Here is a 25,258-nt window from a genome sequence, read left to right as displayed (position 1 = left end):
TTGGCTCCTTCGACCGTTACATTTGGCAATTCGTCGGCGGCAAACCCCTTGTTACGTGCGTTAAGTCGATGAAAGAAATCGTCGCCACCTCCAAGGAATCCGACGCGATGAGCAAGGACCTCAAAGCCCGCGGATTCAACTTCGTTGGCTCCACGATCTGCTACGCCTTCATGCAAGCGGCCGGCCTGGTGAACGATCATCTCGTCACCTGTTTCCGCTACCGCGAAGTGCAACGCTGACCGCGGGCCTTGTCACGCGCCGGGGTTGTGCTACACTGCAATCCCAATGAAGATTCGCTCATTGGGGGTGATTCCCGCCCGTTACGGCGCGCAACGGTTTCCAGGCAAACCGCTCGCGATAATTGCCGATAAGACCCTCGTACAGCGCGTTTACGAACAGGCCGCCAAGGCGAAGCGCCTCGACAAAGTCATTGTCGCCACCGAAGACACCCGCATTCTCGAAGCCGTCGAGGCGTTCGGCGGCGATGCGATGCTCACCTCCCCCGATTGCGCCACAGGAACCGATCGCGTCGCGGAGGTTGCGCGTGCTTACGAATGCGATCTGGTGGTGAACATTCAAGGTGACGAGCCGTTGATGCGTCCGGAGATGATCGACCAACTCGTCGAAGGTATGCAATCCGATTCACAGTGCGTCATGGGCACGCTGGCCCGCAAGCTGGAGTCCGCCGCCAATCTCGACAATCCGAACGTGGTAAAGGTCGCGCTCGCCCAAAACGGAAATGCGCTGTATTTTTCCCGGAGCCGGGTCCCGTTCGTTCGGGACGCGAAGACCGGCGACGCGCTGGAGTGGTTGAAGGCGGCGAAGTTTTACAAACATTTGGGGATCTACGCGTTTCGGCGCGATTTCCTGTTGAGGTTTGTGCAATTGCCGCAGAGCGAGTTGGAAAAGACCGAGAAGCTGGAGCAGTTGCGCGCGTTGGAAAACGGATTCTCGATCAAGGTGTTGGTTACGCCTTATGATTCGATCGGCGTGGATCGGCCCGAAGATGTCGAGTTGGTGGAAGAAATCCTGAGAACTCAGACATGAAATACATTTTCGTCACCGGTGGGGTGATCAGTTCACTTGGCAAAGGGTTGACCGCGGCATCGATTGGCACCCTCTTGGAGAATCGCGGACTGAAGGTCACGCTCGCCAAGTTCGACCCGTATCTGAATGTCGATCCCGGCACGATGAACCCGTTCCAGCACGGCGAGGTGTACGTGACCGATGACGGCGCCGAGACCGACCTCGATCTTGGCCACTACGAGCGGTTCACTCATGCGAAACTTTCACGGCTCAACAACCTCACGAGCGGCCAGGTATATGCGCGTATCATCGAGAAGGAACGTCGTGGGGATTATCTTGGCAAGACCGTGCAAGTCATCCCCCACGTCACGAACGAAATCAAGGATCGCATTCGCGAAGTCGGCAAGAAGAGTGGCGCCGACGTGGTCATCATCGAGATCGGCGGCACGATTGGCGATATCGAGGGACTGCCGTTTTTGGAAGCGATCCGTCAGTTTGCACTCGAAGCCGGCCCCCAGAGTTCACTTTTCATCCACGTGACCCTCGTGCCGTTCATCCGCGTGGCGGGCGAGATCAAGACCAAGCCGACCCAGCAAAGTGTCGCGAAGCTGCGTGAGATCGGAATCATGCCGCAGATCCTGATCTGCCGCAGTGAGAAGGCGCTTGGCAAGGAAGTTCGCCAGAAGATTTCCATGTTCTGTAACGTCCAACTCGAATGTGTGATTGAAGAACTCGACGTGGCGCATTCCATTTACGAAGTTCCGATCGACCTGCGTAGCGAAAAGGTCGATGAACTCGTCTGCCGTTACCTCGGCCTTGACGCTCCCGCCAAACCGTTGACCGACTGGGAGAAGATGCTCCAACGGATGATCAGCCCCTCGCGCAAGGTGCAGATTGCTGTCGTCGGCAAGTATATCCAGCTCATCGACGCCTACAAAAGCATGTACGAGGCGCTCAAACACGCGGGCGCGGCGCTCGATTGCGCTGTCGAAATCACGCGCGTGGATGCGGAGCATATCGAGAAGGATGGCGCGGAGAAGTACCTGAAGGGAGTCGCTGGCATTCTCGTCCCCGGCGGCTTCGGCAATCGCGGTATCGAAGGTAAAATCCTCGCCGCCCAGTACGCGCGCGAAAACAAAATCCCCTACCTCGGCCTGTGTCTGGGCATGCAGATCGCCGTCATTGAATTTGCTCGCAATGCCTGCGGACTCACCGGCGCCAACTCCACCGAGTTTGACCAGAAATCCCCCCACCCTGTCATCTGCCTGCTCGAAGAACAGAAGGGCGTGGAGGTGAAGGGCGGCACGATGCGACTGGGCGCGCAACCCTGCAAGCTCGTGGCTGGCACCAAGTCGCGGGAATTATACGGTGCCGAGGAGATTTCCGAGCGCCACCGCCACCGCTACGAGTTTAACAACGGCTACCGTGACCAGCTCATGAAGGCGGGCATGATCGTCGCCGGCCGCTATACCAAGTACGATCTCGTCGAACTGATCGAGTTGCGCGATCATCCCTGGTTCATTGCCTGCCAATTCCACCCCGAATTTCTCTCGAAGCCTAACAAAGCCCACCCCCTCTTCCGCGGTTTCATCGAGGCGTCGCTGAAGCAAAAACCATCATGAAAACCATTCGCATCGGCAACCTCACTCTCGGCAGCAAACCCGCTCCGCTCTTTGTCATCGCCGGCCCCTGCGTCATCGAAAATGAAAACATGACGCTGCAGACCGCCGAAGCCCTGGCCGATATTTGCAGCGACCTCGACCTGCCGCTCATCTTCAAGGCCAGTTACGACAAAGCCAATCGCACTGCGCGCGACAGCTTCCGCGGCCCGGGATTGAAGCGCGGGCTCGCCATCTTGGAGAAGGTGAAATGCCAATTCGGCCTTCCAATTTTGACAGACGTGCATGAGATCGCGCATTGCAAGCCGGTGGCCGAAGTTGCGGATGTGCTCCAGATCCCGGCGTTCCTCTGCCGTCAAACCGATTTGATCCAAGCGGCCGCCCGCACGAAGCGCTGTGTCAACGTAAAGAAAGGACAATTCCTCGCGCCGTGGGACATGCGGAATGTGATCTCGAAAATCACAGCGGTCGGCGGACGGAATATCCTGCTCACCGAGCGGGGCTCGTCGTTCGGCTACAACAACCTTGTCGCCGATATGCGCTCGTTACCGATGCTGCGCGAGTTTGGCTGGCCGGTTGTCTTCGACGCCACGCACAGCGTCCAGATGCCAGGCGGCGGGCAAGGTGGTAAGGTGACCGGCGGTGACCGCCGCATGGCCCTGGTCCTTGCTCGGGCCGCCGTTGCGGCGGGCTGTGACGGCATCTTCCTGGAAACGCACCCGCATCCCGATCGTGCCCGCAGCGACGCGGCGAATCAGCTACCCCTAGGCGAAGTGAAAGCGCTGCTGAAAACGCTGCGCGACATTCGTGCGGCAGTAAGTTAGACCTCTCTGAACGGCGTCCTCTAGCTTGTTAGTCAGCGCCTCCCTATTTCTACTGGGGAAGGCGGGGCAATGGCCGAAATTGTCAACACCTTGGTCCCCATTTAAGGGTAGCACTCTCTTGATTTGCAGCGCTGATTCTGATACTTTCCACACGAGGCCGGGCTGGTAGCTTCCTAGTTTTATCAAGCTTAATCGAAACGCAGGAACACAGAAGGACGCATCCATGAAGACAATTAAGTGGTCGGTTTCCATCACCCTGATGCTCGCGCTTGTCGCTACTGTAGCAAGGGGCTTCACGATCGATGGTACGGCGGACACGGATTACGGATCCGCGATCGTCACACAGAAACTCGGGACGTCGACTTTCAAGAACACCGAGACAAACTTCGACTCAGCCAGTGGCTCCGAACTTGACGCGGCCTACGGAGTCATTTCCAACGGCGTTCTCTACCTGGTACTCGCGGGAAACATGGATTCGGGTGATTTGACCAGCAATCCCTTCGATAAGCTCAACATCTTCTTCATGACGGGACCCGGTGGTGACCACACACTTGGGACCAATTACAGTGGCGCTGCTGATTTCGGCCACATCAACAATATGGGAATCAACGGAGGTAGCCAGCAGAATGGCGACCCCGGGCTGACCTTCGATACCGGTTTCGCGGCGAATTACTGGATCGGCATTACGGTCGGCCCCGCCGGCGCAGGCCCGAAATTTAACGTGAACTACGAACAGATCTGCGCCTTTTGCCCCGGCGCCTTCCTGGGCGCGGTGAGCAACTCCCCCCCCGGCAACGTTCTGACGAATGCTGCATTTGGTGTTATCGCCGCCCTCAATAATAGCAATACCAATGGCGTCCAACAGGATCTCTCGGGCTGCGAGGTGAATGGAGCGCCATTCAATCCGCAAAACGTACGGACGGGTGTTGAGCTGGCCATCCCATTGGCGGCAATCGGCAACCCGACCGGGCAGGTTTCCGTCTGCGCGTTCATCACGGACGATCAGTATGCCAGCATGTACAATCAGGTCCTCGGTCCAATCTGGGACGGCACGCCGACGTATTGCCAGAGCAGCTTCGGCACTGCCAGCTCGGTCGACTTCAGCGCGCTTCCGGGAACGCATACTTTCACGCTGGCAGTGCCCCCGTGCAATGCCTTCCTGGTTAGTCCGGCCAGCGCTTCATACGGCAGTAGCGGCGGAGCAAGTAATGTGACTGTGGCCGATGTCGGCGCCTGTTCTTGGAACGCAACAAGCAGCGTGCCTTGGATCGTGATTACGTCGGGCGCCAGTGGCGTGGGCAATGGCACCGTTACTTACTCCGTCAGCTCGAACACCTCGATCAACGCAAGGTCGGGGACATTGAGCATTGTCGGGCAGTTCGCGGCGACGTCCGTGTCCATTAGCCAGGCTGGTCTGGTTTTGCCTCCCTTGAGCGGCATTATCATCGACGGCACGGTCGACCCGGGCTACGGCTGCCCGGTTGCCGTGCAGCTGCTGTCGACCACTTTCGGCAAGAACACCAGCACCAACTTTATCAATGCTACCGGGTCCGAACTCGATGCGGCGTACGGGCTAATCAAGGATAATGTGTTATTCCTCGTGTTGGCGGGAAATATCCAGGCCAACGGTAACAGGGTGCACATTTTCTTCATGACCGGTTCCGGTGGGCAAAACACCCTCACCAATGTTAACCCTAATGTCGATGTTACCACGATCGGGGGTGGCACTACTAGCCGGTCGGTGCTGAGTTGGATGGGCCCCACGAATGGTGTCGCCAACGTGGTCGGCCCGGGCCCCGGTCTTACGTTTGATGCTGGCTTCGCGCCCAATTACTGGATGGACGTGAATTGCAACTCGACCACGAGCTTCTATAGCTACGCACAATTGTGGCCCGGTGGTACCAACGCCAGCGGCGTAGCTACCAATGGCTATTTCCTTGGCAGGACCGGCTCCACCAATGGCACGCTCGTCGGCGGCACGAATCCGTTCCTCATCCAGGCCACCCTCAACAACGGCAATACGAATGGCGTCGACGCAGGTAACGCCAGCATGGGGTGCTACACGAACCGTGCGGGCGTAGCCGGAGGCAATGCTGCCCAGGCGCTGACCGTCACCAACGGCATTGAAATCGCCATCCCACTGGCCGCTCTTGGCAGCCCGACGGGTACGATTGCCATTTGTACGTTCATCGCCAACAACACCGGACTGCAGTTGTCGGACCAAATCCTTGGCTCCTTCGGCACCAATGATCCGACCTACTGCTTGTTGGGCCCCGGCAGAACCACCAACAGTTGGGCGCCCTTCCTCGTCATGAGCAATTACCCCGGCCAACATTTCTTCTATGTCGGTCCGGAAATGCGCGTTACGAACGTCGGCGTTTCCAATACAGCCGTCAATGTCAGCTATCTGACGGAGAACAATACGAACCTACTTTACCGAGTGGAGCGCATAACGGGTAACTACTCGACTAATTCAGTTTGGGTGCCTGTGACGGGATTCACTCCCGGTACCGGCGGGATTATCACACAAACGGACAGCAACGGGGCTACCAACAAACCGGGCGCATTCTATCGTGTCCGGCAGTCTCCGAACTGTCAGTGAGTTCGAGCGTTCACAGATTGTAGGCCTGCGCCATCGGCTGCGGTGACGCAGGCTTCTTTCGCCTGCACGGAACCACCGGCTTGATTGCGCATGTAAAACACGCTAACACTGGAGCATGAAAAAGCTTCTCTGGATCGTGCCTGCTGTGCTGGTCATTCTTCTGGTGGTCCTTTTCCTCTCCCGCAATGTCATCGCCCGCGTCTCCGTCGAGTACGGCGCCAAAAAAGTCACCGGCTTCCCCCTGGAGATCGGCTCCGTCGATGTCGGCCTTTTCTCCGGCAAAGTGGATGTCCGCGACCTCAAGCTGATGAACCCGCCAGAGTTTCAGGAAAAAATGTTTGTCGACATGCCCCAACTTTATGTCGATTACCGCCTCGGTTCCATGCTCAGCGGCGCGCCGCATATCAACGACATGCTCATCAACATCAAGCAACTCGTCATTGTGAAGACCGATAAGGGTGATTCGAACGCAATGAAACTCAAGGGCGTCGTCTCCTCGGGCGGCGGCTCCAAGTCTTCCACAAAATACCAGGTGGACCAGCTACGCATCCAGGTCGGCACCGTCACCATCAAGGACTACAGCCGAGCCAAGCCTACGGAACGCACTCTCACCCTTAACCTCCAGCGCACCTACAAGAACATCAGCGACTCCACCGATATCACCCGCTTGGTCCTTCTCACCATCGCCGGCAACGTTCCCCTGCCGGAGATCGGCATCAAGCCGGAGGATCTAAAGAAAGGCCTCGGCAATGTCACCGATGCTGCCGGCGAGACCCTGAAAGGCGTCACCGAGCAGACGAAAGGGTTGTTCGACAACCTGAAGAAGGCTCTCCCGCAGCAGGATAACAAATAATCCAGGAAGGTGAGACTGGTACCCTGCCTGCCCTGCTCCCTGTGTTGCCTGTCGCATCCCAAACCAATTTGCGCTAATACTTGTGTCCACTGGCCAGCATGACCAAGCCCAGGCAATACATCGATGTGAGAAGAACGAAAAGGGTCGTGTTGTACGTCGTGGTCGCTTTGGTGGCCGTATTTGGCGCGATTGCCGCGTTCAGGTTGTGGAAGACTACCACAAGCGCGACCGTTTATTACCAGCGGGGATTCGCCGAGCAGGCCAAAGGCGATTTGGATGGTGCTATCGCCGATTACAATCAAGCCATCAAATTGAACCCCAGGCATGCCTACGCCTACAACAACCGGGGTCTCGCCAGGCAGACCAAAGGCGATCTCAACGGCGCAATTGCTGACTACGACAGAGCGATCGAACTGAACTCCAGTTATGCAAACCCGTACAACAATCGGGGTCTCGCCAAATCGGCCCAGGGCGATCTGGACAGCGCGATCACCGATTACAATCGAGCCATCAAATTGAATTCCACGTATACACTGGCTTACAACAACCGCGGTGTCGCGAAGTCGGCCAAAGGCAATTTGGACGGTGCCATCGCCGATTACGACAGCGCTATCAAGTTGGACCCGAATGATTCGCGCGCCTACTACAACCGCGGCATCGCCAGGCAGGACAAGGGGGATTTGGGCGGCGCCGTTGCGGATTTCGATAACGCTATCGAATTGGATCCGAAAAATGCCCAGTCCTACTGCACCCGCGGCTTCGCCAGACGGATGAAAGGCGATTTGGACGGCGCCCTTGCTGATTGCGGCCGCGCCATCGAATTGGATCCGAAAAACAGAAATGCCTATTACGGCCGCGGCGTCGCCCTGTACGACAAACGCGACTGGAATGGTGCGCTCGCGGACTTTCACAAAGTCTCCGCCCTGAAGCCTGCGGACTCCAGGTCGGAAACCTTGCAGGATTACTCGCAGATTCGAATCTGGATGACTCGCGCCAAACTCGGCGAGCGCGACGCGGCTACGAACGAGTTGAAGCAATATCTTCTCACACGAAGCACCGCCATGCCCAACGATTGGCTGGCGACCATCGCCCGCGCGCTGACCGGCGACGTGTCCGAAAGCGACTTGTTGAAGGCCGCCGACAGCGGCGATGCGAAACAAGCGCAGAGTCAACGGTGCGAGGCCTACTTCTACGCCGGCGCCTTGAGGCTGTTCGATGGCGACAAATCCACTGCCACCGACTATTTCAAAAAGTGTCTGGAAACCCACCTTGAAGATTACTACGAATACCAAAGCGCCGCGGCCGAACTCGAGTTTCTGAAACAATGAAGCGTCTCCGCAATCTCCCCGCCCTCGTTGAACCGGCGTCTCGCCTGCTCCCGCCGCCACCATGACCACTTTGATAAACCTCGACTTAACGCCACCAAACTGCTAGCCTCGCCACGGTAAATGGCGAGTGCCGCTTGTGTGCTGATGGCTGTCACGCAACGGCTGGGAGAGGAGCTAGGGGCATGAACAAACCGCTTGGGATCGGGTCGGCGAAGGCAAGAACGCCTCGCCTGATTGTTGTAGTTATCTTGTTGATTTTGGTTGGCCGCGTGCTCACGGCTGACGCGCAGACGGAGACGAATCTTTATACCTTTCTCGGCTCCCCCAACGACGGCAACCAGCCCTACGCCGGGTTGATCCAGGGCCGCGACGGCAATTTCTACGGCACCACATATAATGGCGGAACGAACAATCACGGCATCGTGTTCCGAATCACCCCCGGCGGCATCGAAACGAATCTTCACACGTTCGGCGACGGCAGTGTGAACTTTGCCAATGGCCTTGTGCAGGGCAGCGACGGCAATTTCTACGGCACGACGTATCAAGGCGGGACCAATAGCCTCGGCAGCGTGTTTCGAATCACTCCCGCCGGCATCTACACGAATCTCCACTCCTTTGGCAGCTCTCCCACCGATGGTGCCCGGCCTTTTGCAGCCCTCGTGCAGGGCAGTGACAGCAATCTCTACGGGACGACCACAATCGGCGGGGCGAGCAGCGCTGGCACCGTGTTTCGCATCAGCCCCGCCGGCAACTATACGAACCTCTATTCCTTTGCCAACTTTCCCACCGATGGCGCCAATCCAGAAGCCGCGCTCATACAGGCCAGCGATGGTAATTTCTATGGCACGACCATCGCCGGCGGGACGATCGGCTTCGGTACCGTATTTCGGATCAACCCCGCCGGTAGCGAAACGAATCTGTATTCCTTTGGCGGCTCCGCCACCGATGGAAATGGACCAACTGCCGCGCTGGTGCAGGGTAGTGACGGCAATTTCTACGGCACCGCCGAACAAGGCGGTGCAAACCACGACGGCACCTTGTTTCGGATCAGTCCCGCCGGCAACTATACGAATCTGTACTCCTTTGGCAGCTCCCCCGGCGACGGAAACTTTCCAGGAGCCGGTCTGTTACAGGGCAGCGACGGCAATTTCTACGGCACGACGGAACAAGCCGGGGCGAACGGTGTCGGCACCGTGTTTCGGATCAGCCCGGGCGGCAACTACACGAATTTGTACTCCTTTAGCAATTCCGCCAGCGATGGCCACCAACCCCATGCCGCGCTCATTCAGGGCATCGACGGCAAGTTCTATGGGACAACCACAACCGGCGGATCCAACAGCGTCGGCATTGTGTTCCGGCTGACTGTTCCCCTCAACCCGCCGGCCAACCAGATTTCTGCGGTCCAGTTGGCCGGCACGAACGCAGTACTTTCCATCCCTTCCGTGGCGACCGAAATCTACCAATTGCAATTTAGCAGCGCGATGGCCCCCACCAACTGGATCAATCAAGGTGGCTCCATCACCAGCAGCGGCAGCCTCCTGACCGTGACCAACCTCGGCGGTGCCCTGCTCCCGCAAGGCTTCTACCGGTTCGACATCACCCCGTAGAAAACAATCGGCTCAGTTGTTTGTTAAACGTTCCCAATTCCGGGCCTCCGGTGCTCATTGGAAGGCCGTCTTGTGGTGTCAAATGGGTTCTTTTTCCAAAACGAACCCATTTAAAAACACGCTTTCGAACAGTTGCAACCTCTTCTCATCCTGATGGATGTGCCCACAAACCCCCGAAATCAAAATGGGTTCGTTTCGCAAAAACCATGTTTTTGAACTACCCGTTTTTACACAACCGCTGCTTTCCTACATAGCTCCGCCCCGAAGCCGCAGCAACGGCGCAGGAGCGCCAAAGCCTTGGAGAAGGCGCGGTAGCCACGTTTTTTCAAAGAACTGAACGAACTATACCGCCCTCATATCACAATGTCCAGCAAAATTATCGTTTTACGATACATGATCGCGACCGCGGCCCACGCTGCTGGCTCCCGCTCGTAGAACGGGCGTCCCGCCCGTTCACCCCCCTCCTGAATTCCTCGCTGAACAGGCGTCTCGCCTGTTGCTCCTGTCTGCCGTCGTTCTTTCTTCCCCCCCTTCATCTCTACTTTTCCCTGTCGCCCCACAGCCGAATCTACGCTAATACTCATGTCCGCAGCCGAAGATGACCACGCTCCGGAAATACTTGGATGTGGTGAAGGCCGAGATGGATAAGTCCCTGCTCGAAGCGGCGGGCATCCCGGCGTTCATTGCCGGTGAGAATAGCGCCGCAATCGGTTACGGCAATATCTTCGGCGAAGTCCATTTACAAGTGCAGGACGCCGACGTCGACCGGGCTCGCCAGGTATTGCAGGATAACCAAGAGGCAACTCCACTCTCAGATGACTTCGTTCCGCCGGAGACCACATCTCCGGAAGCGCCTCGACCGAAAGTTGCCGATTCGGACAGTACGCGGACCGTGTTGAGTGCAGTGGTCACTCTGGTGGTCGTATTGGTCATGTTTGCTGCTTTCGGTTTATGGAAAACCTCACATAGCGCCTCCGCCTACTTCCGAAGCGGATACAACAAATGGACCAAGGGTAATCTGGACGGCGCAATTGCTGATTTCGATCGGGCCATCGAACTGAACTCCAGATACGCCCACGCCTACACGGATCGAGGACTCGCCAAGTGGGACAAAGGTGATTCGGACGGCGCATTGGTTGATTTCAATCGAGCTATTGATTTGGATTCGAAGGATACCCACGCCTACGACAACCGGGGTGCCGTCAAGCAGCTCAAAGGCGATCTGGACGGTGCGCTCGTTGATATCAACCAAGCCATTGAGTTGGACCCGAAGAATGCGCGGGCTTACGACAACCGGGGATCCGTAGAACATGCCAAAGGCAATTTGGACAGTGCCCTCGCGGATTTCGATAGATCCATTGAGCTGGACCCGAAATATGCCCATGCTTACGCCAACCGCGGCTCCACAAAGGGTGCCAAGGGCGATTTGGACGGTGCTCTTGTTGATTTCGACAAAGCCATCGAACTAAATCCGAAATACACACACGCTTATGAAAACCGCGGCTTCACCAAGCGAATGAAAGGCGACCTGGACGGAGCCCTTGCCGATTATGATCGAGCCATCATATTGGATCCGAAATTTGTTACAGCTTACAACAGTCGTGGCTTCACCAAGCGAATGAAAGGCGATTTGAACGGCGCGCTCGCCGCTTACAGTCAAGCCATCGCATTGGATCCGAAAAATACCAGCGCTCACTACGGTCACGGCGTCATCTATTACGACGAGCGCAACTGGAGCGACGCCCTCGCCGATTTTCGCGAGGCCTCCACAGAGGGGCCCACGATCGCGAAATCAGGGACGATGCCGGATTACTCACACATCCGAATCTGGATGGCCCGCTCCAAACTCGGCGAGCGCAATGAGGCAACTGAGGAGTTAAAACAATATCTTCTAAGGCGGACCGTCGGCAAACCCAACGATTGGCCGTCAACCATCGCCCGGTTCTTGACTGGTGATGTTTCCGAAAGCGACTTCCTGAAGGCAGCCGACAGCGGCGATGAGAAGCAAACGCGCAACCAAAGGTGCGACGCTTACTTCTATGCTGGCACCTTAAGACTGATCGACGGCGACAAATCTACTGCCGCCGACTATTTTAACAAATGCCTGGAAACCGGGGCCAAAGATCATTACGAGTACCAAAGCGCCGCCGCCGAAGTTCAATTCCTGAAAAGCGAGCTTCCGAACAGGCAGAATTGACCGCACCATGAATAAGTGGCCAGACTTCCTTTTCACCGTTACCATTCGCTTCATCGGTGGCGTCTTCATTGGTTGTCTGGCTTGCGTGCTCTTCACCTATCGAGTCATTCTGGCGGGATTCTCCCATGACAATGTTCACGGGCCGATTCTTTGGTTGATCCTCTGCGGCGTGATCGGTGGCCTGGTCACGGTATTCACCATCCCTCACTGGCAAACACCATGGTACAAAGGAATTCAGAAACGGAAGGATGATAACTCCGCGCGGCACACAAATAGCGTGAGGAAAGATAACATCAGTGGACCCAGAGAATGATTCTCTCGTAAGGATTCCAGTTCTTAATGCGGCTGAACTGGCAGTGGTGGAATCGTTGCCGGAAGCCTAGGGCACTTTCTACATCTCCTTGCCCGGAGACCATGAAATCACGGGTTCCCGACTTCTCATCCGTATCTCCGACTTACCCGACGTGAAGGAACTGCTTGCAGACTTCAGGATTCAGACGCCGGGAGGCAAGCTTGTTCCGATACTGTGGTAGTTGCGATGGCCCGACTGCGCAGGCCAGCGAACTCAGGGCGGCCAACCGCCGGCTTCTGACTTGACCTGCCAGATTGCGCAGTACAACAACACCGCGGTGATCAGAACACAATCAAGATGGTCACTTCTGTTTCGGACCCATCTAATCGAACTGAAATGGAGGCGATCGCAAAACCAGTATGGTCTGTTGAGAGTCGATCACTCTCTCTTCCGCAGTGCGTAGCGTGGTTGGTACAACCCATCTGTCAAATCGACGGTTTCTTGAAACAACTGTGCGACGCTTTCGACCGCGCTGGCAAGTTCCGTAGCCGTAGAGCCCAAGTGCCCAAGCGTTCTTTGTACTCGTAACTCGATCTTCTCTGGGGCACGCTCAAACTCTGCGATCTCCTCGAGCGCCGTCTTGTCATTGATCAGATATTTGCGGTTCAATGCGAACAGAACCAGCACGAGATGGTTCACAGCACGAGTCAGACAGGCAGCCGTCCCATAGGTGTCGGAGCGGGTGGCGAACTTGGGCGCGAAAGCAGTCAGCCCGAACTCGGCCAGCCAGAGATAGTCCTGTATCACGGCCTGACGCAAGGACGTGGGATAATCCGCAACCTTCCGCTTCAGCAAACCCAGTCTCTTTTCGAGATCGACTAAGGGGACACACACCGCGATTTCACCAAGGTATGTTCCGCTAAAGAATCCAAAAGGAGGTTGCTGGTTGTGGTCGAGTTCGTAGCGGCCCGCTTCGGCCTCGGCGATGACTTGCTCCACCTGTTCGAGACTGCGGTAGATGAAATCGACGCGCTGGCCGCCGATGGTCAGCCATGCTCCACCGTTGACCCACCGGCCCCACTCGTAAAAACTCGTGACTACCGGCCGGGATGTGTCGTTGACGCTCTCGGCCAGTTTGCGCACGCTCTGAATGGAGAAGGGAACCGCCTCAGAATAGAGCAGGCCAAGATCGATATCTGAGCCCGGCTGGGCACGTCCGCGCGCATGCGATCCTCCGAGCACGACGGCCTTTATCCCTTGGATCTCTCCGAGTTGCTTCGCCAGCGACGAAACCAGTTCTCTTTGTTGGACTGATAATTGTTTCACATTCAACCACACCGTGTAAGCTGATACTGTGCAGTTACGACCATTATGGCGTGCGTAGATCGCTTTCGCACCTTCATTCCGGCCAAGTCCCATCTACTGATTTGATCTGCCAGATTGTATGTGAAAGAACGATGGCGACCGCCGTCGCCAGATTCAAACTGCGCGCTTGCGGGTTGAACATCGGGATGGTGATCGTCGTCTCCGGATTCGCATCCAACAACACCTTCGGCAAACCGGCCGTCTCCCGTCCGAACACTAAATAATCATCCGCACGATACTGCGGCTGCGTGTAAGGCCGTTTCGACTTTGTTGTTACATAGTAGAAGACGGGAGGGCGAGGCTCCCGCCGAGCCGCTGCTTGCAGTTGCTCCAGCGACTCCCAGCACTTCCACGTCACCTGCTCCCAGTAATCCATCCCGGCCCGCTTCAGCGTCTTGTCGTCCAGCCGAAACCCCAGCGGCCCGACCAGATGCAGCGTCGACTGCGTCGCAGCACACAACCGCGCCACGTTTCCCGTGTTCGGCGGAATCTCCGGTTCAACAAGCACTACGTTCATCGTAGTCCGGAGGCTAGTTTGTCATTCCAAACCTGTCGAGGAATCTCTCTGCTCCCCGGGCAGTGCCGGTGAATCAGATTGACCACTCAATTCTCCCAGCGTACCGTCTCCGCATGACGTCACGGTCGGACAGGTTTGTACCTTGTCATCCCTCCTTGTTCCCATACTACTGTTGGAAAACAGCGCCGTGAGACGACTATCCTCATTTTGGTTGGCATTGATCCTCGGCTGTATGGCGGAAGGGGTATTGGTGGGTATGAATACCGCGTTTGGCAGCATCGGGCCATGCGGCCCTGGCAACGTGTTCACCGTTCTTTTTATGCTCTGGCATCTGCCCGGTATGCTTCTCTCGTCCCCCATCTGGGCGTTGTCCAATCCCGAGCACGAACCGAATGTCTGCACCGTTGTGGGTACGGGCATTGAGTTCTTCGTCGGGGGGCTGATGTTTACCGGCTTGTTTTATCTTGTCATCAAATCGCGCAGGGGCTCCAACAGCAAAAATGCCAGCGCCTAACAATTCAATCGAGTGAACTCTCTGCCTGCGGCGCGGCTCGCCAGTCCTTCACTGTTATCGTCGGTAATCCACCTTCCACAAGAACAACCCATGCGCCGGCGCCGTCTCGACCAACGCCGTCCGCTTCTTCGCCTTCAACTGCGCTTGCAACTCCTCAATCGTGAGCCGCCCCTCGCCCACCTTGACGAGCGCGCCCACAATCGACCGCACCATCTTGTAAAGAAACCCATCCGCCCTCACCGCGACCGTAATCAGATCGCCCTGCTTGGTCACCGACAACTTCGAAATCGTCCGCACCGTGTTCTCCACGGGACGCCGCGGCTTTGCCGACACCACCGAAAAATCATGCCGACCCCTCAACAACCCGGCCGCCCGCCGCATCGCCGCTACATCCAACGGCCACGGATGATGCCACGCGTACGCGCGAAGAAAGGGATCGGCGACCGCGCCGCAATCGATCTGGTACCGGTATTCCTTCCCCCTCGCGGAGAAACGCGCATGGAACTTCGCGTCGGTCACCTGCAGCCGCAACACACGAACATCCTCGGGCAGATTCGCATTCAACGCCTTCAGCAGAGTTGGAACCTTGAGTTGCGTCCGCAATGTACAATTCGCCACCTGCCCCCGCGCATGAACCCCGGCATCCGTGCGCCCTGACCCGTGGACGCGCACGCCGCGTCCGTCAATCTTCGCGAGCGCACCTTCAAGGACTTCCTGAACCGTCTTGCCGTTCGGCTGCAACTGCCACCCGGCATATTGCGTCCCATCGTAGGCGATCGTCAGCTTAAAGTGTCTGGGCTTCGGTTGAAGGCGGGTTTGTCGCATCAAGATAACTCTGCAACATGATTTGCGCGGCGACTTTGTCAATCTTCTGCTTACGTTCGCTGCGCCGGACGTTTCCTTCGAGCAACGCGCGGTTCGCCTGAACACTCGTCAACCGCTCGTCCCATTTCGCTACGGGTACCGTCGTCGTGCGCTCCAATTCCTCGATAAACGCCAGTGTGTGCTCCGTTTGCTCGCTCCGCGTTCCATCCAACCGCAAGGGAACACCCACAACAATCTTTCCCACCCGGCGGTCAGCGCTGATTCGCGCAATCTCGCGGCTGACCGCCGCGATCCCGCCGCCGTCAATATACGTCAGTGGCGACGCGACCGTGCCGGTCTCATCGCTGAGCGCCAGCCCAATCCGTTTGTTTCCAAAATCAACCCCGAGAACGCGCATTTCATTACAGCAGTCGCTTGTACTTCTTATCCGCCGCCAATTTTTTCACCACGTCGCGTACTTTCTGCGCCTGGTCTTTGTGGCAGATCAGTGTCGCGTCGTCGGTGTGCACGATCACGAGGTCTCGCACGCCGACCGTCGCCACCAAATGCTTCTTGTCACTCAGGACAATGCAATTCGTCGAATCGATTTCCACGAATTCACCGCACGCAACGTTGCCGTCCGCGTCTTTCTCGTGGTGACGCCCAATCGCCGGCCAGTCGCCAACATCGTCCCAATCGAAATCACCGTTCGCGACAACCACGTTCTGCGCTTTCTCCATGATCGCGTAATCGACCGCGATCTTTTCCATTTTGGGATACTCCCGCTCTAGCGCTCGCGCAAACGTCTTCGTGCCGGCGGTCTTCTGAATCCGCCCGCAGGCGTCCCACAGCACGGGCTGGAACTGCCGATAAGCATCCGCCACTGCGCGAAACGACCAGACGAACATCCCCGCGTTCCAACGATAATCGCCGCTGGACAGAAACTCCTCCGCCGTTTTCCGGTCCGGCTTTTCCACGAACCGCCGCGCCTTCCAGAACTTCGTCGCCGACTTGTTGGAAAGTTCTTCGCCGACCTGAACATAACCATAGCCGGTCTGTGGTCCGGTTGGCTTGATTCCAATGGTAACGAGAACATCCTGCGCCGCTGCCAGCTTCAACGCATCGCCAACAACACGACGATAAGTCTCCGTGTCTTTGATGTACGAGTCCGCCGGCAACACCGCCATCACGGCGTCCGGGTCCTGCTTGCCAATCACCGCCGCCGCCACCCCGATGCACGGCGCGGTATTGCGTCCCATGGGTTCAGCAATGATATGCTTCACACGCGGAAGCTGCTTGAGCACCAGCGCCGCTTGCTCCCGGTTCGTCACCACCACGATCCGCGCGTCGCTCACCAGCGGACGTATCCGCTCAACCGTCTGCTGGATCATCGTTTTATCGCCGACAATCGGCAGCAATTGCTTCGGTTGCCTGCGCCGACTTCGCGGCCAGAACCGTTCGCCGTACCCACCTGCCATGACCACTGCCCAATTCATTTCACTTTCCCTCTTTCTTCACCGCTCGCACCATCGCCCCAACGAAGCGCGCCACCTTGGCCGCCAATTGACGGTCCTTACCATGCTTCGCAATCTGGTTCACAATCGCGCTGCCGACCACCACCGCATCTGCTGCGTGAGCCGCCGCGCGCGCCTGCGCCGGGTTCGAAATCCCAAACCCGATCGCCACCGGCAACTTCGAGTGTTTGCGAATGGTTACGACATGCTGTGTCGCGGCTGGTGCGAGCTTCTTCTGCATGCCCGTCACGCCCTCGCGCGATACATAATAAATGAAACCACTCGCATGCCGCGCAATCTTATGGATGCGTTGCGCTGGTGTCGTCGGTGCGACGAGATAAATCGGATGCAATCCCGCCTGTTTCATCGCCGCTTCATACGCATCCGCCTCTTCTGGTGGCAGATCCAGCGCCAGTACGCCGTCCACCCCGGCCGCCACAGCATCGCGAACGAAATTCTTCAACCCATAATGGTGCACCACGTTGTAGTAAACGTAGAATACGATCGGAACCTTGCAACCACCGCGTCGCAGCGCAGTCACCATCTTCAAGACCCCGCGTAGCGTCGTACCGCTGTGCAATGCGCGCTCCGCGGCCAACTGGTTCACAACTCCGTCGGCCAGTGGATCGCTGAACGGGACGCCGAGCTCCAGCACGTCCACGCCCACGCGTTCAAATTCACGCGCCAGTGCCGCCGTCGCCCGCAGGTTGGGATCGCCAGCAGAGATGTACGCGATGAAACCCTTTTGGCGGGCCGCGCGTAACGCGCGAAACTTGGTATCGATTCGATTCATTATTGTCAGCGCCTGCGTAATTTTACGCAGCGCGGTTGCGCAGGTAGATAAACCGCAGACCTTCGAGGGTCAACAACGGATTTACGCGGTCGATTTCACGGATCTTTTTCGCGATCAGTCCGCCGTAACCTCCCGTCGCCACGACCACCGCTTTCTCCATGCCGCGCTCGCGCTTCAGGGCGCTCAGGATCTCTTTCACCAACCCCCGATAGCCGATGACCGCGCCCACACGCATGGCGGCGACCGTGCTCCTGCCGATCGCCGAGGACGGTTCGGCCAGCTTGATCCGCGGCAACAGCGCCGTCCGCTGGTAGAGATAATCCGTCACCGACGCCAACCCCGGCGCAATGACGCCGCCCACGTACTCACGGGAAGAATTCACAATATCGAAAGTGACCGCCGTCCCAAAATCCACAACGATGGCCGGCGTACCGTAGAGTTCTGCAACGCCCACTGCGTTTGCCAGTCGGTCGGCCCCGATCTGTTTCTTGTTGGGATAACGAACACCAACCCCCAGATCAATATTCGCACTGACGACCAATGGCCGCATGGGCAACAGGCGCCCGACCCGTTTGGTCATCTTCGGTACAACCGACGCCAACACGACTCCCGAAATCCTGTCATCCCCAAAGGGAATCTTCCGTACCGACACCGTCGGCACTTTCACGACCCGCAGTATGCGCCGGGCGTTGGCCAGGGCAAAACTGGTGTTGGTGTTGTTGATGTTCACCAACAGGAAAGGATGTTCCTTCTTCACGAGCGCTCCACCACCACGTCGCCACCCAGAATTCTTTCGATCTGCCCGCTGTCGCGCCGCAATAACAACGCCCCATCACCGTCCAGCGCCTGCGCAAACCCCTCGATGCGACGCTGACCCATCGTCACCACGATCTGCCGTCCGAGCGTCGTGCAAAGCTTGGCCCATTCGTCCACAACCGTCTCGAAATCCGTGAGTGCCGCCTGATAACACTCGTCCAACGCGGTCAACACCTGCGCCGCCAGCGCCACCCGATCTTGCGCACTCCCGGTTTCTAATTCGACGGACGTGGCAATATTCGCCAGCTCACCCGGAAAATCCTCCCGCTGGCAATTCACATCGATCCCAATCCCCAGGATCGCGAGTAGGATCTCGTCGGCCTCCGCCCGTAGTTCCGTCAATACGCCCGCCAGCTTTTTGCCGTTCACCATCACGTCATTCGGCCACTTAATGCGCGCGTCCACGGCACAATTCTGACGAATCGCTCGCGCCACAGCCACGCTCGCGGCCACTGTGATGCGACTGGCCGCGCTTGTCGGCAGCGTTGGTCGCAACAAGACCGAAAACCAAAGTCCCTTCCCGCGCGGCGAAGCCCACGCCCGTCCGCGACGCCCGCGCCCACGCGTCTGCGATTCCGCAAACACTACCAAACCTTCCCGCGCCCCCGACTTTGCTAGGTGCTCAACCACCTCGTTCGTTGACGCGGTTTCCTCGAATACCAGAATCTCCGAACCGATCAGCGGGGCTTTCAACTGCGCCTTGATATCATCCGCGGTCAAACGGTCAGGAGTGCCGAGCAAGCGATACCCAAAATGTGGATGCGATTCGATCGTGTAGCCGATCTTCTCCAACTCCGCGATCTCGGCATTCACCGCCGTCGCCGGCAGTTTCAAACGCCGCCCCAGATCATCCACGCGGACAAATTGCCCTGCCGCTTGATAAAATGTCTCCAGAATCGCCGTGCCGGTCTTCACCTGCGGCCCACTCTAGACGGAAATACGGGAAAACTTAAGCACAATAAGTGGCCCCGCCCAGTCGCCACGCAGCCCTTAAAAATACTGCCTTCTGGCTTGACATCCCCATGGCACTTCACTAGACTTCATGCCCAAAGGGAAACATGGGTATATGAGAACAACAACACGATTTCTCGGGCTTCTTGGCTTCGTCACGGCTGGCCTCCTCTTGAGCCAGACCACATTCGGGAGCAAGGGCGGTACGAGCATTCTTCATTGGATGCTGCGCGCCACGTTCACCAACACGGATCTTGCTCCTAATGCGGTTGGCAGCGTCGATGCCAAACTCAATCAACAGGGGCACGCCGACAATCAAAAACTGAACATCAGCCTGGGTAAGCTGGATAGCAACACCACGTATACTCTCTCCGCGGTGCTCGGTGACGACACAAACCTGACCGACGTCACGACGTTCACCACCGATGCCAACGGGGCAGCCGCTTTCAAGTACTCACATGTGGGATCGAGCCGCGGCAACGGTCATGGCCCCGGCACGCCCTTGCCGGATGCGTTGAAACCCATTAGCAACATTCGCCAGTTGGTCATCGGCATCAGCAGCACTCAGGACGTGCTTCGCGCTGACCTGACGGCGCCCGACAAGTTTCAGTATCTCGTGAAACGCGCGATGTCTAACGACCATGTCGAAGACTCCGCCGCCGCCGCGCTTCGGATCCACGCCAGCGGTTCGTTCGTCCAGTTCCGCATCGACGCATCAGGGTTGATGGCAACGCAGACATACTTTCTCGCCATCAACAGCGACATCGCGTCGAGCGCGACGAGCGACACGCAAGGCGACCTCAACATCAGCGACCTGCCCGGCGGAGCCCCCGGCATCCTTGATATCCACGATCTGGCGATCCTCAACAGCACTAGTAACAGCGTCCTCAGTACAACCTTGCCGTAACGCTTCTGGGTGAAGGGCCTCGGAGGGACGGACCACCTGTCCGTCCCTTTTGTTTTGCTTGAGCCGCGCCATCGTGCATTGCGGGCGCCCTTACCCAGAATAAGAAATCATGTAGCGCTGCTCGCTCGCCCCGGTAGGCTCGCGCATCGTGAAAGGCGACCTCCAATCCCCAGAGCACATCACTTATCTGCTGACGCATTGTCATAACTTCAATCCACCAATTCCAGCGAAAAATCCACCGCTCGCGCCGAATGTGTAAGCGCGCCGACAGAAATGTAGTCGACACCGGTGCTGGCGACGGCGGTGATAGTGTCGAGACGGACGCCGCCGCTGGCTTCGGTTTTGGCACGGCCTGCAACGAGCATCACGGCTTCCCGCAGTTCATCCGGCGTCATGTTGTCGAGCAGGATATGGTCCGCACTGGCCGCCAAAGCCTCTTCCACCTGCTCCAAATTATCCGCCTCGATGATGATCGGTGCATTCGGGTGGTTCTTACGAACTGAAGCGACCGCATCACCGAGGGCTTTCGAGCCAAGGCGGGCCAACACAACGCGATGATTGTCTTTGATCATCATCGCATCGAAAAGACCCACGCGATGGTTCGTGCCGCCGCCGACCGCCACCGCGTACTTCTCCAGAATGCGGAGCGTGGGCGTGGTCTTACGCGTATCCAGAATCTTCGGCTTCACACGCACGGAGGCCTCCGCCACCTTCGCGACGAACTGGTGCGTCAGCGTCGCGATCCCCGACAGCCGCTGCAAAAAGTTGAGCGCCGTCCGTTCACCGGTCAATATCGCGCGCGCCGGGCCCTTGAGGACACATACGCGAGCCCCCGTTTCCACCACATCGCCTTCGTCCACCAACAGCTTTACCGTGACTGCCCGATTGATCTGCGTGAAGACCGCTTCGACCACCGGCAAGCCAGCCACAACGCATGGTTCCTTCGCGACGATATAGGCTTCCGCCTGCTGGTCCGCCGGAATCGCCATTTCCGTCGTGATATCGCCAGCGCCGATGTCCTCGGCCAGTGCAGCGCGCACGAAGTTATCGACGATTTCTTGCGGCAAAGCGTTCATCGCATCTTTGCTGGACGACTTTTCTTGACCACGTTCACCTTCAACTTGCGGTCGTATTTCAACTGACGGCGGGCCGGGACTTCGGGTGCTTTGGTAGCTCCGCCGGGTTCGCTCTTCTTGAGTTCATCAATCTGGTCGCGCAGGATCGCCGCTTTTTCAAATTGCAGGTTCTCGGCGGCTTCCAACATCTCAGCTTCCAATTCCCGCAACAACTCCGCTGTCTGGTAGCCCCCAGGAGCTTCGCGGACGACCGAGGCTTCTACGGCGCGCGCCTTCGTGAGATCAGCGAGGCTGAGTTGCAATTCGCGTTTCACCGTCTTGGGTGTAATGCCGTGCTCCTTGTTGTACGCCAGTTGCTTGGTGCGGCGATACTCGGTCGTCTGGAGAAACTTCTTGATCGAGTCGGTCATCACGTCGGCATAAAGAACAACGGCCGCGTTGATGTGGCGCGCGGCGCGACCCGCCGTCTGGATGAGCGACGTGGCGCTGCGGAGGAAACCTTCCTTGTCGGCATCGAGGATCGCCACCAATGATACTTCCGGCAAATCGAGCCCTTCCCGCAACAGGTTGATGCCCACCAGCACATCGAAATCCGCGGCGCGAAATCCGCGCAGCACCTCGACACGTTCGATTGCGTCGATTTCACTGTGCAGATATTTCACGCGAATGCCGACTTCGCGGAGGTAGTCGGTGAGGTCTTCCGAAGTGCGCTTGGTTAACGTCGTCACCAGCACGCGCTCCTGTTTCTCGGCCCGGGCGCGGCATTGTTCGATAAGATCGTCGATCTGACCCTTGAGCGGTTTGATCGTCACGGCCGGATCGATCAGGCCGGTGGGCCGGATAATCTGTTCCGCGACCACTGTGCTGCGGCTGATCTCGGTCGGTCCCGGCGTGGCAGAAACGAACGTGCATTGGTTGACCAGGGTCTCGAACTCCGTCGAGTTCAACGGGCGATTGTCGAGCGCCGAGGGCAGACGGAAGCCATGCTCCACCAGCGTCGTCTTGCGCGAGCGATCACCGGCATACATGGCCCCGATTTGGGATACCGTGACGTGCGATTCGTCGATAATCAGCAAGTAGTCCTTCGGGAAGAAGTCGATCAACGTAAACGGTCGCTCGCCCGGCGCGCGATTGCTAAGATGGCGCGAATAATTCTCAATGCCGCCGCAAAAGCCCATCTCCTTGAGCATTTCAAGGTCGTACGTGGTCCGCGAATACAGGCGCTGCGCTTCCACGAGTTTGTTCTGCGATTCAAACCACGCGACACGGTCTTTCATCTCGGCCTTGATGGCATCAAAGGCGCGAACGATCTTCGAGTATGGCAGTACCCAATGCTTGGCGGGATAAATGGAAACCGAACTGTTGGTCTCGATCTTGTGCCCCGTCAGCGGCTCGAAGCGCGTGATCTGTTCCACGCGGTCGCCAAAGAACTCGATCCGTACCGCATCTTCGGTGTAACTGGGGCAAATCTCGACCGTGTCACCGCGCACGCGGAAATTGCCGCGCTCGAACTCGACATCGTTGCGGTTGTACTGCATGTCCACAAACTTGCGCAGTAGATCCTCGCGGCCCATCTCACTGCCCACCTCGATCCGCGCCATCATTTCAAAGTAGTCCTCGGGCGAGCCCAGACCGTAAATGCATGAGACGCTGGAGACAACGATCACATCGCGCCGCGACAACAGCGAACTCGTGGCGGAAAGCCGCAACTTCTCAATCTGCTCGTTGATGGCCGAGTCCTTCTCGATGTAGGTATCCGTCTGCGGGATGTACGCCTCGGGCTGGTAGTAATCGTAGTAGCTGACGAAATACTCGACCGCGTTGTGAGGGAAGAACTGTTTGAACTCGCTGAAAAGTTGCGCCGCGAGGGTCTTGTTGTGCGAAATCACCAGCGTTGGCCGATCCAGGTTCTGGATGACATTCGCCATCGTGAACGTCTTGCCGCTACCCGTAACCCCCAGGAGCGTCTGATAGCGGTTGCCCGCCCGGATCGATTCAGTCAGTGCCCTGATCGCCTCCGGCTGATCCCCGCGCGGCTTGTATTTGCTGACGAGATCGAAAGACATTGGACACGAATCTAACACAGCCATGGCGATCCGCAATATCGTCTACAGAAAACGCTGGCGGCAAAACCGATCTTGGTGCAATCTCACTGCTTGTCAGACGGGCCGGCGGGAACGCTGCATCACGACTGAAACTTGAGCAAGCTCTGGAGATGAAAATGTTCACCCACATTCGGCGCAACTCCCTGAAAGTAATCGCTGCTTCCGCAATGGCTTTATTCCCGATTGGAAAAGCCGCTTTCGCGGAGTCAAAGGAACCGCGACCCGAGGGAAGCATAACCGTGCGGCTCACCGCCGCCGATAAGCGTTACGCCCTCGCTGACCCACTCCGCTGGCACCGGGCATCCGGTAAAGTCGGCACGAACACGATTGTAATTCTGCCCGCCAGGAAGCAGCAGCCCATCCTCGGTTTTGGCGCCGCTTTAACCGACGCCGCCTGTTACATGATCAACCAGATGCCTGAGGCGGATCGCGATAAATTGCTTCAGGAGTTGTTCGACCCGAAGCAAATGGGCTTCAGTCTCTGCCGCCTCTGTATCGGATCGAGCGACTATGCGAAGACCATGTACAGTTTCGATGAAGGTGATCCTGACCCTGAACTCACGCGCTTCTCGATTGACCACGACCGCGCCTACATCCTGCCCATTGTTCGTCGCTCGCGGGAGATCAACCCTGACTTGTACCTCTTCGCGTCACCGTGGAGTCCGCCGGGTTGGATGAAGGACAATAATGCCATGTTCGGCGGCACGATCCGCGCGCATTACCTCCCCGCCTATGCAAATTATTTTGTGAAGTTCCTGCAGGCGTACAAGGATGCAGGCGTAGAAATCAATTCTGTCAGTTCGCAAAACGAGGTGGATACCGACCAGGACAGCAAAATGCCGGCGTGCCTCTTTCCGCAGGAAATTGAAGTTCGCTACGTGGGCCAGAACCTCGGACCGGCCCTGGAAAGCGCCGGCCTTAAGACGAAAATCTGGCTCCTTGACCACAACTACAATCTCTGGGGCCGCGCCCTCTCCGAGCTCGACGAGCCTGAGGTAAACAAATACACGAAGGCCATCGCCTGGCACGGATACCTCGGCAAACCGGAATGGGTCGAGAAAGTTCTGGCGGTGCATCCGGATGCGGAAATGTATTGGACGGAAGGCGGCCAACACTTCGACGATGAGGACTACGCAACCTGCTGGTCGAAGTGGGGTTCGAAGTTCACCGACATCCTCCGCAATGGCATGCGCGGCATCATCGGTTGGAACATGGCCCTCGATGAAACCGGCAAACCAAACATCGGCCCCTACAAGTGCGCTGGCTTGGTAACGATCAATTCCCAGACCAGGGAAGTCACGCGCAGCGGACAGTTCTGGGCATTCGCCCACTTTACCCGCGCCATGCAACGCAATGCCGAGGTGATCGGGTCAGAGGGAGACGTGGCCAGTGTGCAGCATGTAGCGGCAGTGAATCCCGACGGTCAGTACGTCGTTGTTTTGACGAACAGCGGCAAAACCCCGACCACCGTGCAGCTACGTGACGGATCAAGTATGGTCAAAGTCGACCTACCCGCCGACTCGGTTACGACTCTCATCTGGAAGTGAT

At 57.6% G+C, this 25,258-nt stretch carries 23 protein-coding genes; 13 read left to right on the top strand and 10 right to left on the bottom strand.

The genetic code is table 11. The features are described from left to right. The 10 genes from VNL17_04250 to VNL17_04205 all read left to right on the top strand — a co-directional run. Positions 1-239: DNA-3-methyladenine glycosylase I (locus tag VNL17_04250; protein HXI83286.1), on the top strand; the 239-nt coding region annotated here is incomplete at its 5' end. A gap of 46 nt (positions 240-285) precedes the next feature. Then, the gene (gene kdsB, locus VNL17_04245) at positions 286-1,047 is read left to right on the top strand and encodes a 3-deoxy-manno-octulosonate cytidylyltransferase (GenBank protein HXI83285.1); all 762 of its coding nucleotides are present in this window, start codon (positions 286-288) and stop codon (positions 1,045-1,047) included. Continuing rightward, on the top strand, positions 1,044-2,648 hold the full coding sequence (locus VNL17_04240; GenBank protein HXI83284.1) for a CTP synthase: 1,605 nt from the start codon (positions 1,044-1,046) through the stop codon (positions 2,646-2,648). Before kdsB ends, VNL17_04240 begins: the two co-directional genes overlap by 4 nt. Beyond that, positions 2,642-3,469 (top strand): 3-deoxy-8-phosphooctulonate synthase, encoded by an 828-nt coding sequence (kdsA, locus tag VNL17_04235; protein HXI83283.1) that lies wholly within the window; start codon positions 2,642-2,644, stop codon positions 3,467-3,469. Before VNL17_04240 ends, kdsA begins: the two co-directional genes overlap by 7 nt. Before the next feature lie 223 nt (positions 3,470-3,692). Beyond that, on the top strand, positions 3,693-6,071 hold the full coding sequence (locus VNL17_04230) for a BACON domain-containing protein (GenBank protein HXI83282.1): 2,379 nt from the start codon (positions 3,693-3,695) through the stop codon (positions 6,069-6,071). 115 nt (positions 6,072-6,186) lie between these two features. Next, the gene (locus VNL17_04225) at positions 6,187-6,924 is read left to right on the top strand and encodes a hypothetical protein (GenBank protein HXI83281.1); all 738 of its coding nucleotides are present in this window, start codon (positions 6,187-6,189) and stop codon (positions 6,922-6,924) included. A 98-nt stretch (positions 6,925-7,022) separates the two neighbouring features. After that, the gene (locus VNL17_04220; GenBank protein HXI83280.1) at positions 7,023-8,252 is read left to right on the top strand and encodes a tetratricopeptide repeat protein; all 1,230 of its coding nucleotides are present in this window, start codon (positions 7,023-7,025) and stop codon (positions 8,250-8,252) included. Positions 8,253-8,434: 182 nt separating this feature from the next. Beyond that, entirely contained in the window at positions 8,435-9,859 is a 1,425-nt protein-coding gene (locus VNL17_04215) for a choice-of-anchor tandem repeat GloVer-containing protein (GenBank protein ID HXI83279.1), read from the top strand. 598 nt (positions 9,860-10,457) lie between these two features. Further along, positions 10,458-12,056: a tetratricopeptide repeat protein gene (locus VNL17_04210; protein ID HXI83278.1), complete on the top strand. Its 1,599-nt coding sequence runs from the start codon at positions 10,458-10,460 to the stop codon at positions 12,054-12,056. 7 nt (positions 12,057-12,063) lie between these two features. Continuing rightward, complete coding sequence (locus VNL17_04205) at positions 12,064-12,369, top strand: hypothetical protein (GenBank protein HXI83277.1); 306 nt, start codon at positions 12,064-12,066, stop codon at positions 12,367-12,369. Positions 12,370-12,786: 417 nt separating this feature from the next. Here VNL17_04205 and VNL17_04200 read toward each other — a convergent pair whose 3' ends face one another. Together VNL17_04200 and VNL17_04195 are read right to left on the bottom strand one after the other, a co-directional pair. Beyond that, a complete protein-coding gene (locus VNL17_04200) occupies positions 12,787-13,767 on the bottom strand; it encodes a nucleotidyltransferase domain-containing protein (GenBank protein HXI83276.1) in 981 nt (326 codons plus the stop codon). After that, on the bottom strand, positions 13,748-14,230 hold the full coding sequence (locus tag VNL17_04195; GenBank protein HXI83275.1) for a tRNA (cytidine(34)-2'-O)-methyltransferase: 483 nt from the start codon (positions 14,228-14,230) through the stop codon (positions 13,748-13,750). Before VNL17_04195 ends, VNL17_04200 begins: the two co-directional genes overlap by 20 nt. Before the next feature lie 187 nt (positions 14,231-14,417). On the opposite strand from VNL17_04195, the gene VNL17_04190 reads away from it, so the two are divergent. Next, entirely contained in the window at positions 14,418-14,744 is a 327-nt protein-coding gene (locus VNL17_04190) for a hypothetical protein (GenBank protein ID HXI83274.1), read from the top strand. Positions 14,745-14,798: 54 nt separating this feature from the next. Here the strand turns inward: VNL17_04190 and truA are convergent, their stop codons facing one another. Genes truA through VNL17_04160 form a run of 6 tightly spaced genes read right to left on the bottom strand, consistent with a single transcriptional unit; the run spans position 14,799 to position 19,586 of the window. Continuing rightward, positions 14,799-15,569, bottom strand: coding sequence for a tRNA pseudouridine(38-40) synthase TruA (gene truA, locus VNL17_04185; GenBank protein HXI83273.1), 771 nt, complete (start codon positions 15,567-15,569; stop codon positions 14,799-14,801). Continuing rightward, the gene (gene ruvX, locus VNL17_04180) at positions 15,529-15,966 is read right to left on the bottom strand and encodes a Holliday junction resolvase RuvX (protein HXI83272.1); all 438 of its coding nucleotides are present in this window, start codon (positions 15,964-15,966) and stop codon (positions 15,529-15,531) included. The genes truA and ruvX overlap by 41 nt, the downstream gene beginning before the upstream one ends. A 4-nt stretch (positions 15,967-15,970) precedes the next feature. Next, a complete protein-coding gene (locus VNL17_04175; protein ID HXI83271.1) occupies positions 15,971-17,044 on the bottom strand; it encodes a mannose-1-phosphate guanylyltransferase in 1,074 nt (357 codons plus the stop codon). Position 17,045: 1 nt separating this feature from the next. After that, entirely contained in the window at positions 17,046-17,855 is an 810-nt protein-coding gene (gene trpA / locus VNL17_04170) for a tryptophan synthase subunit alpha (GenBank protein ID HXI83270.1), read from the bottom strand. A gap of 22 nt (positions 17,856-17,877) precedes the next feature. Beyond that, on the bottom strand, positions 17,878-18,612 hold the full coding sequence (locus VNL17_04165; GenBank protein ID HXI83269.1) for a type III pantothenate kinase: 735 nt from the start codon (positions 18,610-18,612) through the stop codon (positions 17,878-17,880). Next, on the bottom strand, positions 18,609-19,586 hold the full coding sequence (locus tag VNL17_04160; GenBank protein HXI83268.1) for a biotin--[acetyl-CoA-carboxylase] ligase: 978 nt from the start codon (positions 19,584-19,586) through the stop codon (positions 18,609-18,611). Before VNL17_04160 ends, VNL17_04165 begins: the two co-directional genes overlap by 4 nt. A gap of 151 nt (positions 19,587-19,737) precedes the next feature. Between VNL17_04160 and VNL17_04155 the strand changes: the two genes are divergently transcribed. Further along, positions 19,738-20,529, top strand: a complete 792-nt coding sequence (locus VNL17_04155) for a hypothetical protein (GenBank protein HXI83267.1) — start codon at positions 19,738-19,740, stop codon at positions 20,527-20,529. Between the two features lie 209 nt (positions 20,530-20,738). Here the strand turns inward: VNL17_04155 and nadC are convergent, their stop codons facing one another. Both nadC and uvrB read right to left on the bottom strand, forming a co-directional pair. Next, a complete protein-coding gene (nadC, locus tag VNL17_04150) occupies positions 20,739-21,605 on the bottom strand; it encodes a carboxylating nicotinate-nucleotide diphosphorylase (GenBank protein HXI83266.1) in 867 nt (288 codons plus the stop codon). Beyond that, positions 21,602-23,671, bottom strand: coding sequence for an excinuclease ABC subunit UvrB (uvrB, locus tag VNL17_04145; GenBank protein ID HXI83265.1), 2,070 nt, complete (start codon positions 23,669-23,671; stop codon positions 21,602-21,604). The genes nadC and uvrB overlap by 4 nt, the downstream gene beginning before the upstream one ends. A 155-nt stretch (positions 23,672-23,826) precedes the next feature. Between uvrB and VNL17_04140 the strand changes: the two genes are divergently transcribed. Then, a complete protein-coding gene (locus tag VNL17_04140) occupies positions 23,827-25,257 on the top strand; it encodes a glycoside hydrolase family 30 beta sandwich domain-containing protein (GenBank protein ID HXI83264.1) in 1,431 nt (476 codons plus the stop codon). Position 25,258: the final 1 nt, after the last annotated feature.

The sequence above is a fragment of the Verrucomicrobiia bacterium genome (assembly GCA_035577545.1).
In the GTDB taxonomy this organism is placed as follows: Bacteria; Verrucomicrobiota; Verrucomicrobiia; order Palsa-1439; family Palsa-1439; genus Palsa-1439.
The sequence above is the reverse complement of the archived record's forward strand: the minus strand, read 5'-3'. Positions and strand labels throughout refer to the sequence as shown.

Coding starts and splice junctions, on each gene's coding strand:
- VNL17_04175 (HXI83271.1), bottom strand. CDS start 17,044: ATGAATTGGGCAGTGGTCATGGCAGGTGGGTACGGCGAACGGTTCTGG.
- VNL17_04225 (HXI83281.1), top strand. CDS start 6,187: ATGAAAAAGCTTCTCTGGATCGTGCCTGCTGTGCTGGTCATTCTTCTG.
- VNL17_04210 (HXI83278.1), top strand. CDS start 10,458: ATGACCACGCTCCGGAAATACTTGGATGTGGTGAAGGCCGAGATGGAT.
- ruvX (HXI83272.1), bottom strand. CDS start 15,966: ATGCGCGTTCTCGGGGTTGATTTTGGAAACAAACGGATTGGGCTGGCG.
- VNL17_04140 (HXI83264.1), top strand. CDS start 23,827: ATGTTCACCCACATTCGGCGCAACTCCCTGAAAGTAATCGCTGCTTCC.
- uvrB (HXI83265.1), bottom strand. CDS start 23,671: ATGTCTTTCGATCTCGTCAGCAAATACAAGCCGCGCGGGGATCAGCCG.
- kdsB (HXI83285.1), top strand. CDS start 286: ATGAAGATTCGCTCATTGGGGGTGATTCCCGCCCGTTACGGCGCGCAA.
- truA (HXI83273.1), bottom strand. CDS start 15,569: ATGCGACAAACCCGCCTTCAACCGAAGCCCAGACACTTTAAGCTGACG.
- VNL17_04200 (HXI83276.1), bottom strand. CDS start 13,767: ATGGGACTTGGCCGGAATGAAGGTGCGAAAGCGATCTACGCACGCCAT.
- nadC (HXI83266.1), bottom strand. CDS start 21,605: ATGAACGCTTTGCCGCAAGAAATCGTCGATAACTTCGTGCGCGCTGCA.
- VNL17_04195 (HXI83275.1), bottom strand. CDS start 14,230: ATGAACGTAGTGCTTGTTGAACCGGAGATTCCGCCGAACACGGGAAAC.
- trpA (HXI83270.1), bottom strand. CDS start 17,855: ATGAATCGAATCGATACCAAGTTTCGCGCGTTACGCGCGGCCCGCCAA.
- VNL17_04230 (HXI83282.1), top strand. CDS start 3,693: ATGAAGACAATTAAGTGGTCGGTTTCCATCACCCTGATGCTCGCGCTT.
- VNL17_04205 (HXI83277.1), top strand. CDS start 12,064: ATGAATAAGTGGCCAGACTTCCTTTTCACCGTTACCATTCGCTTCATC.
- VNL17_04240 (HXI83284.1), top strand. CDS start 1,044: ATGAAATACATTTTCGTCACCGGTGGGGTGATCAGTTCACTTGGCAAA.
- VNL17_04220 (HXI83280.1), top strand. CDS start 7,023: ATGACCAAGCCCAGGCAATACATCGATGTGAGAAGAACGAAAAGGGTC.
- VNL17_04215 (HXI83279.1), top strand. CDS start 8,435: ATGAACAAACCGCTTGGGATCGGGTCGGCGAAGGCAAGAACGCCTCGC.
- VNL17_04155 (HXI83267.1), top strand. CDS start 19,738: ATGAGAACAACAACACGATTTCTCGGGCTTCTTGGCTTCGTCACGGCT.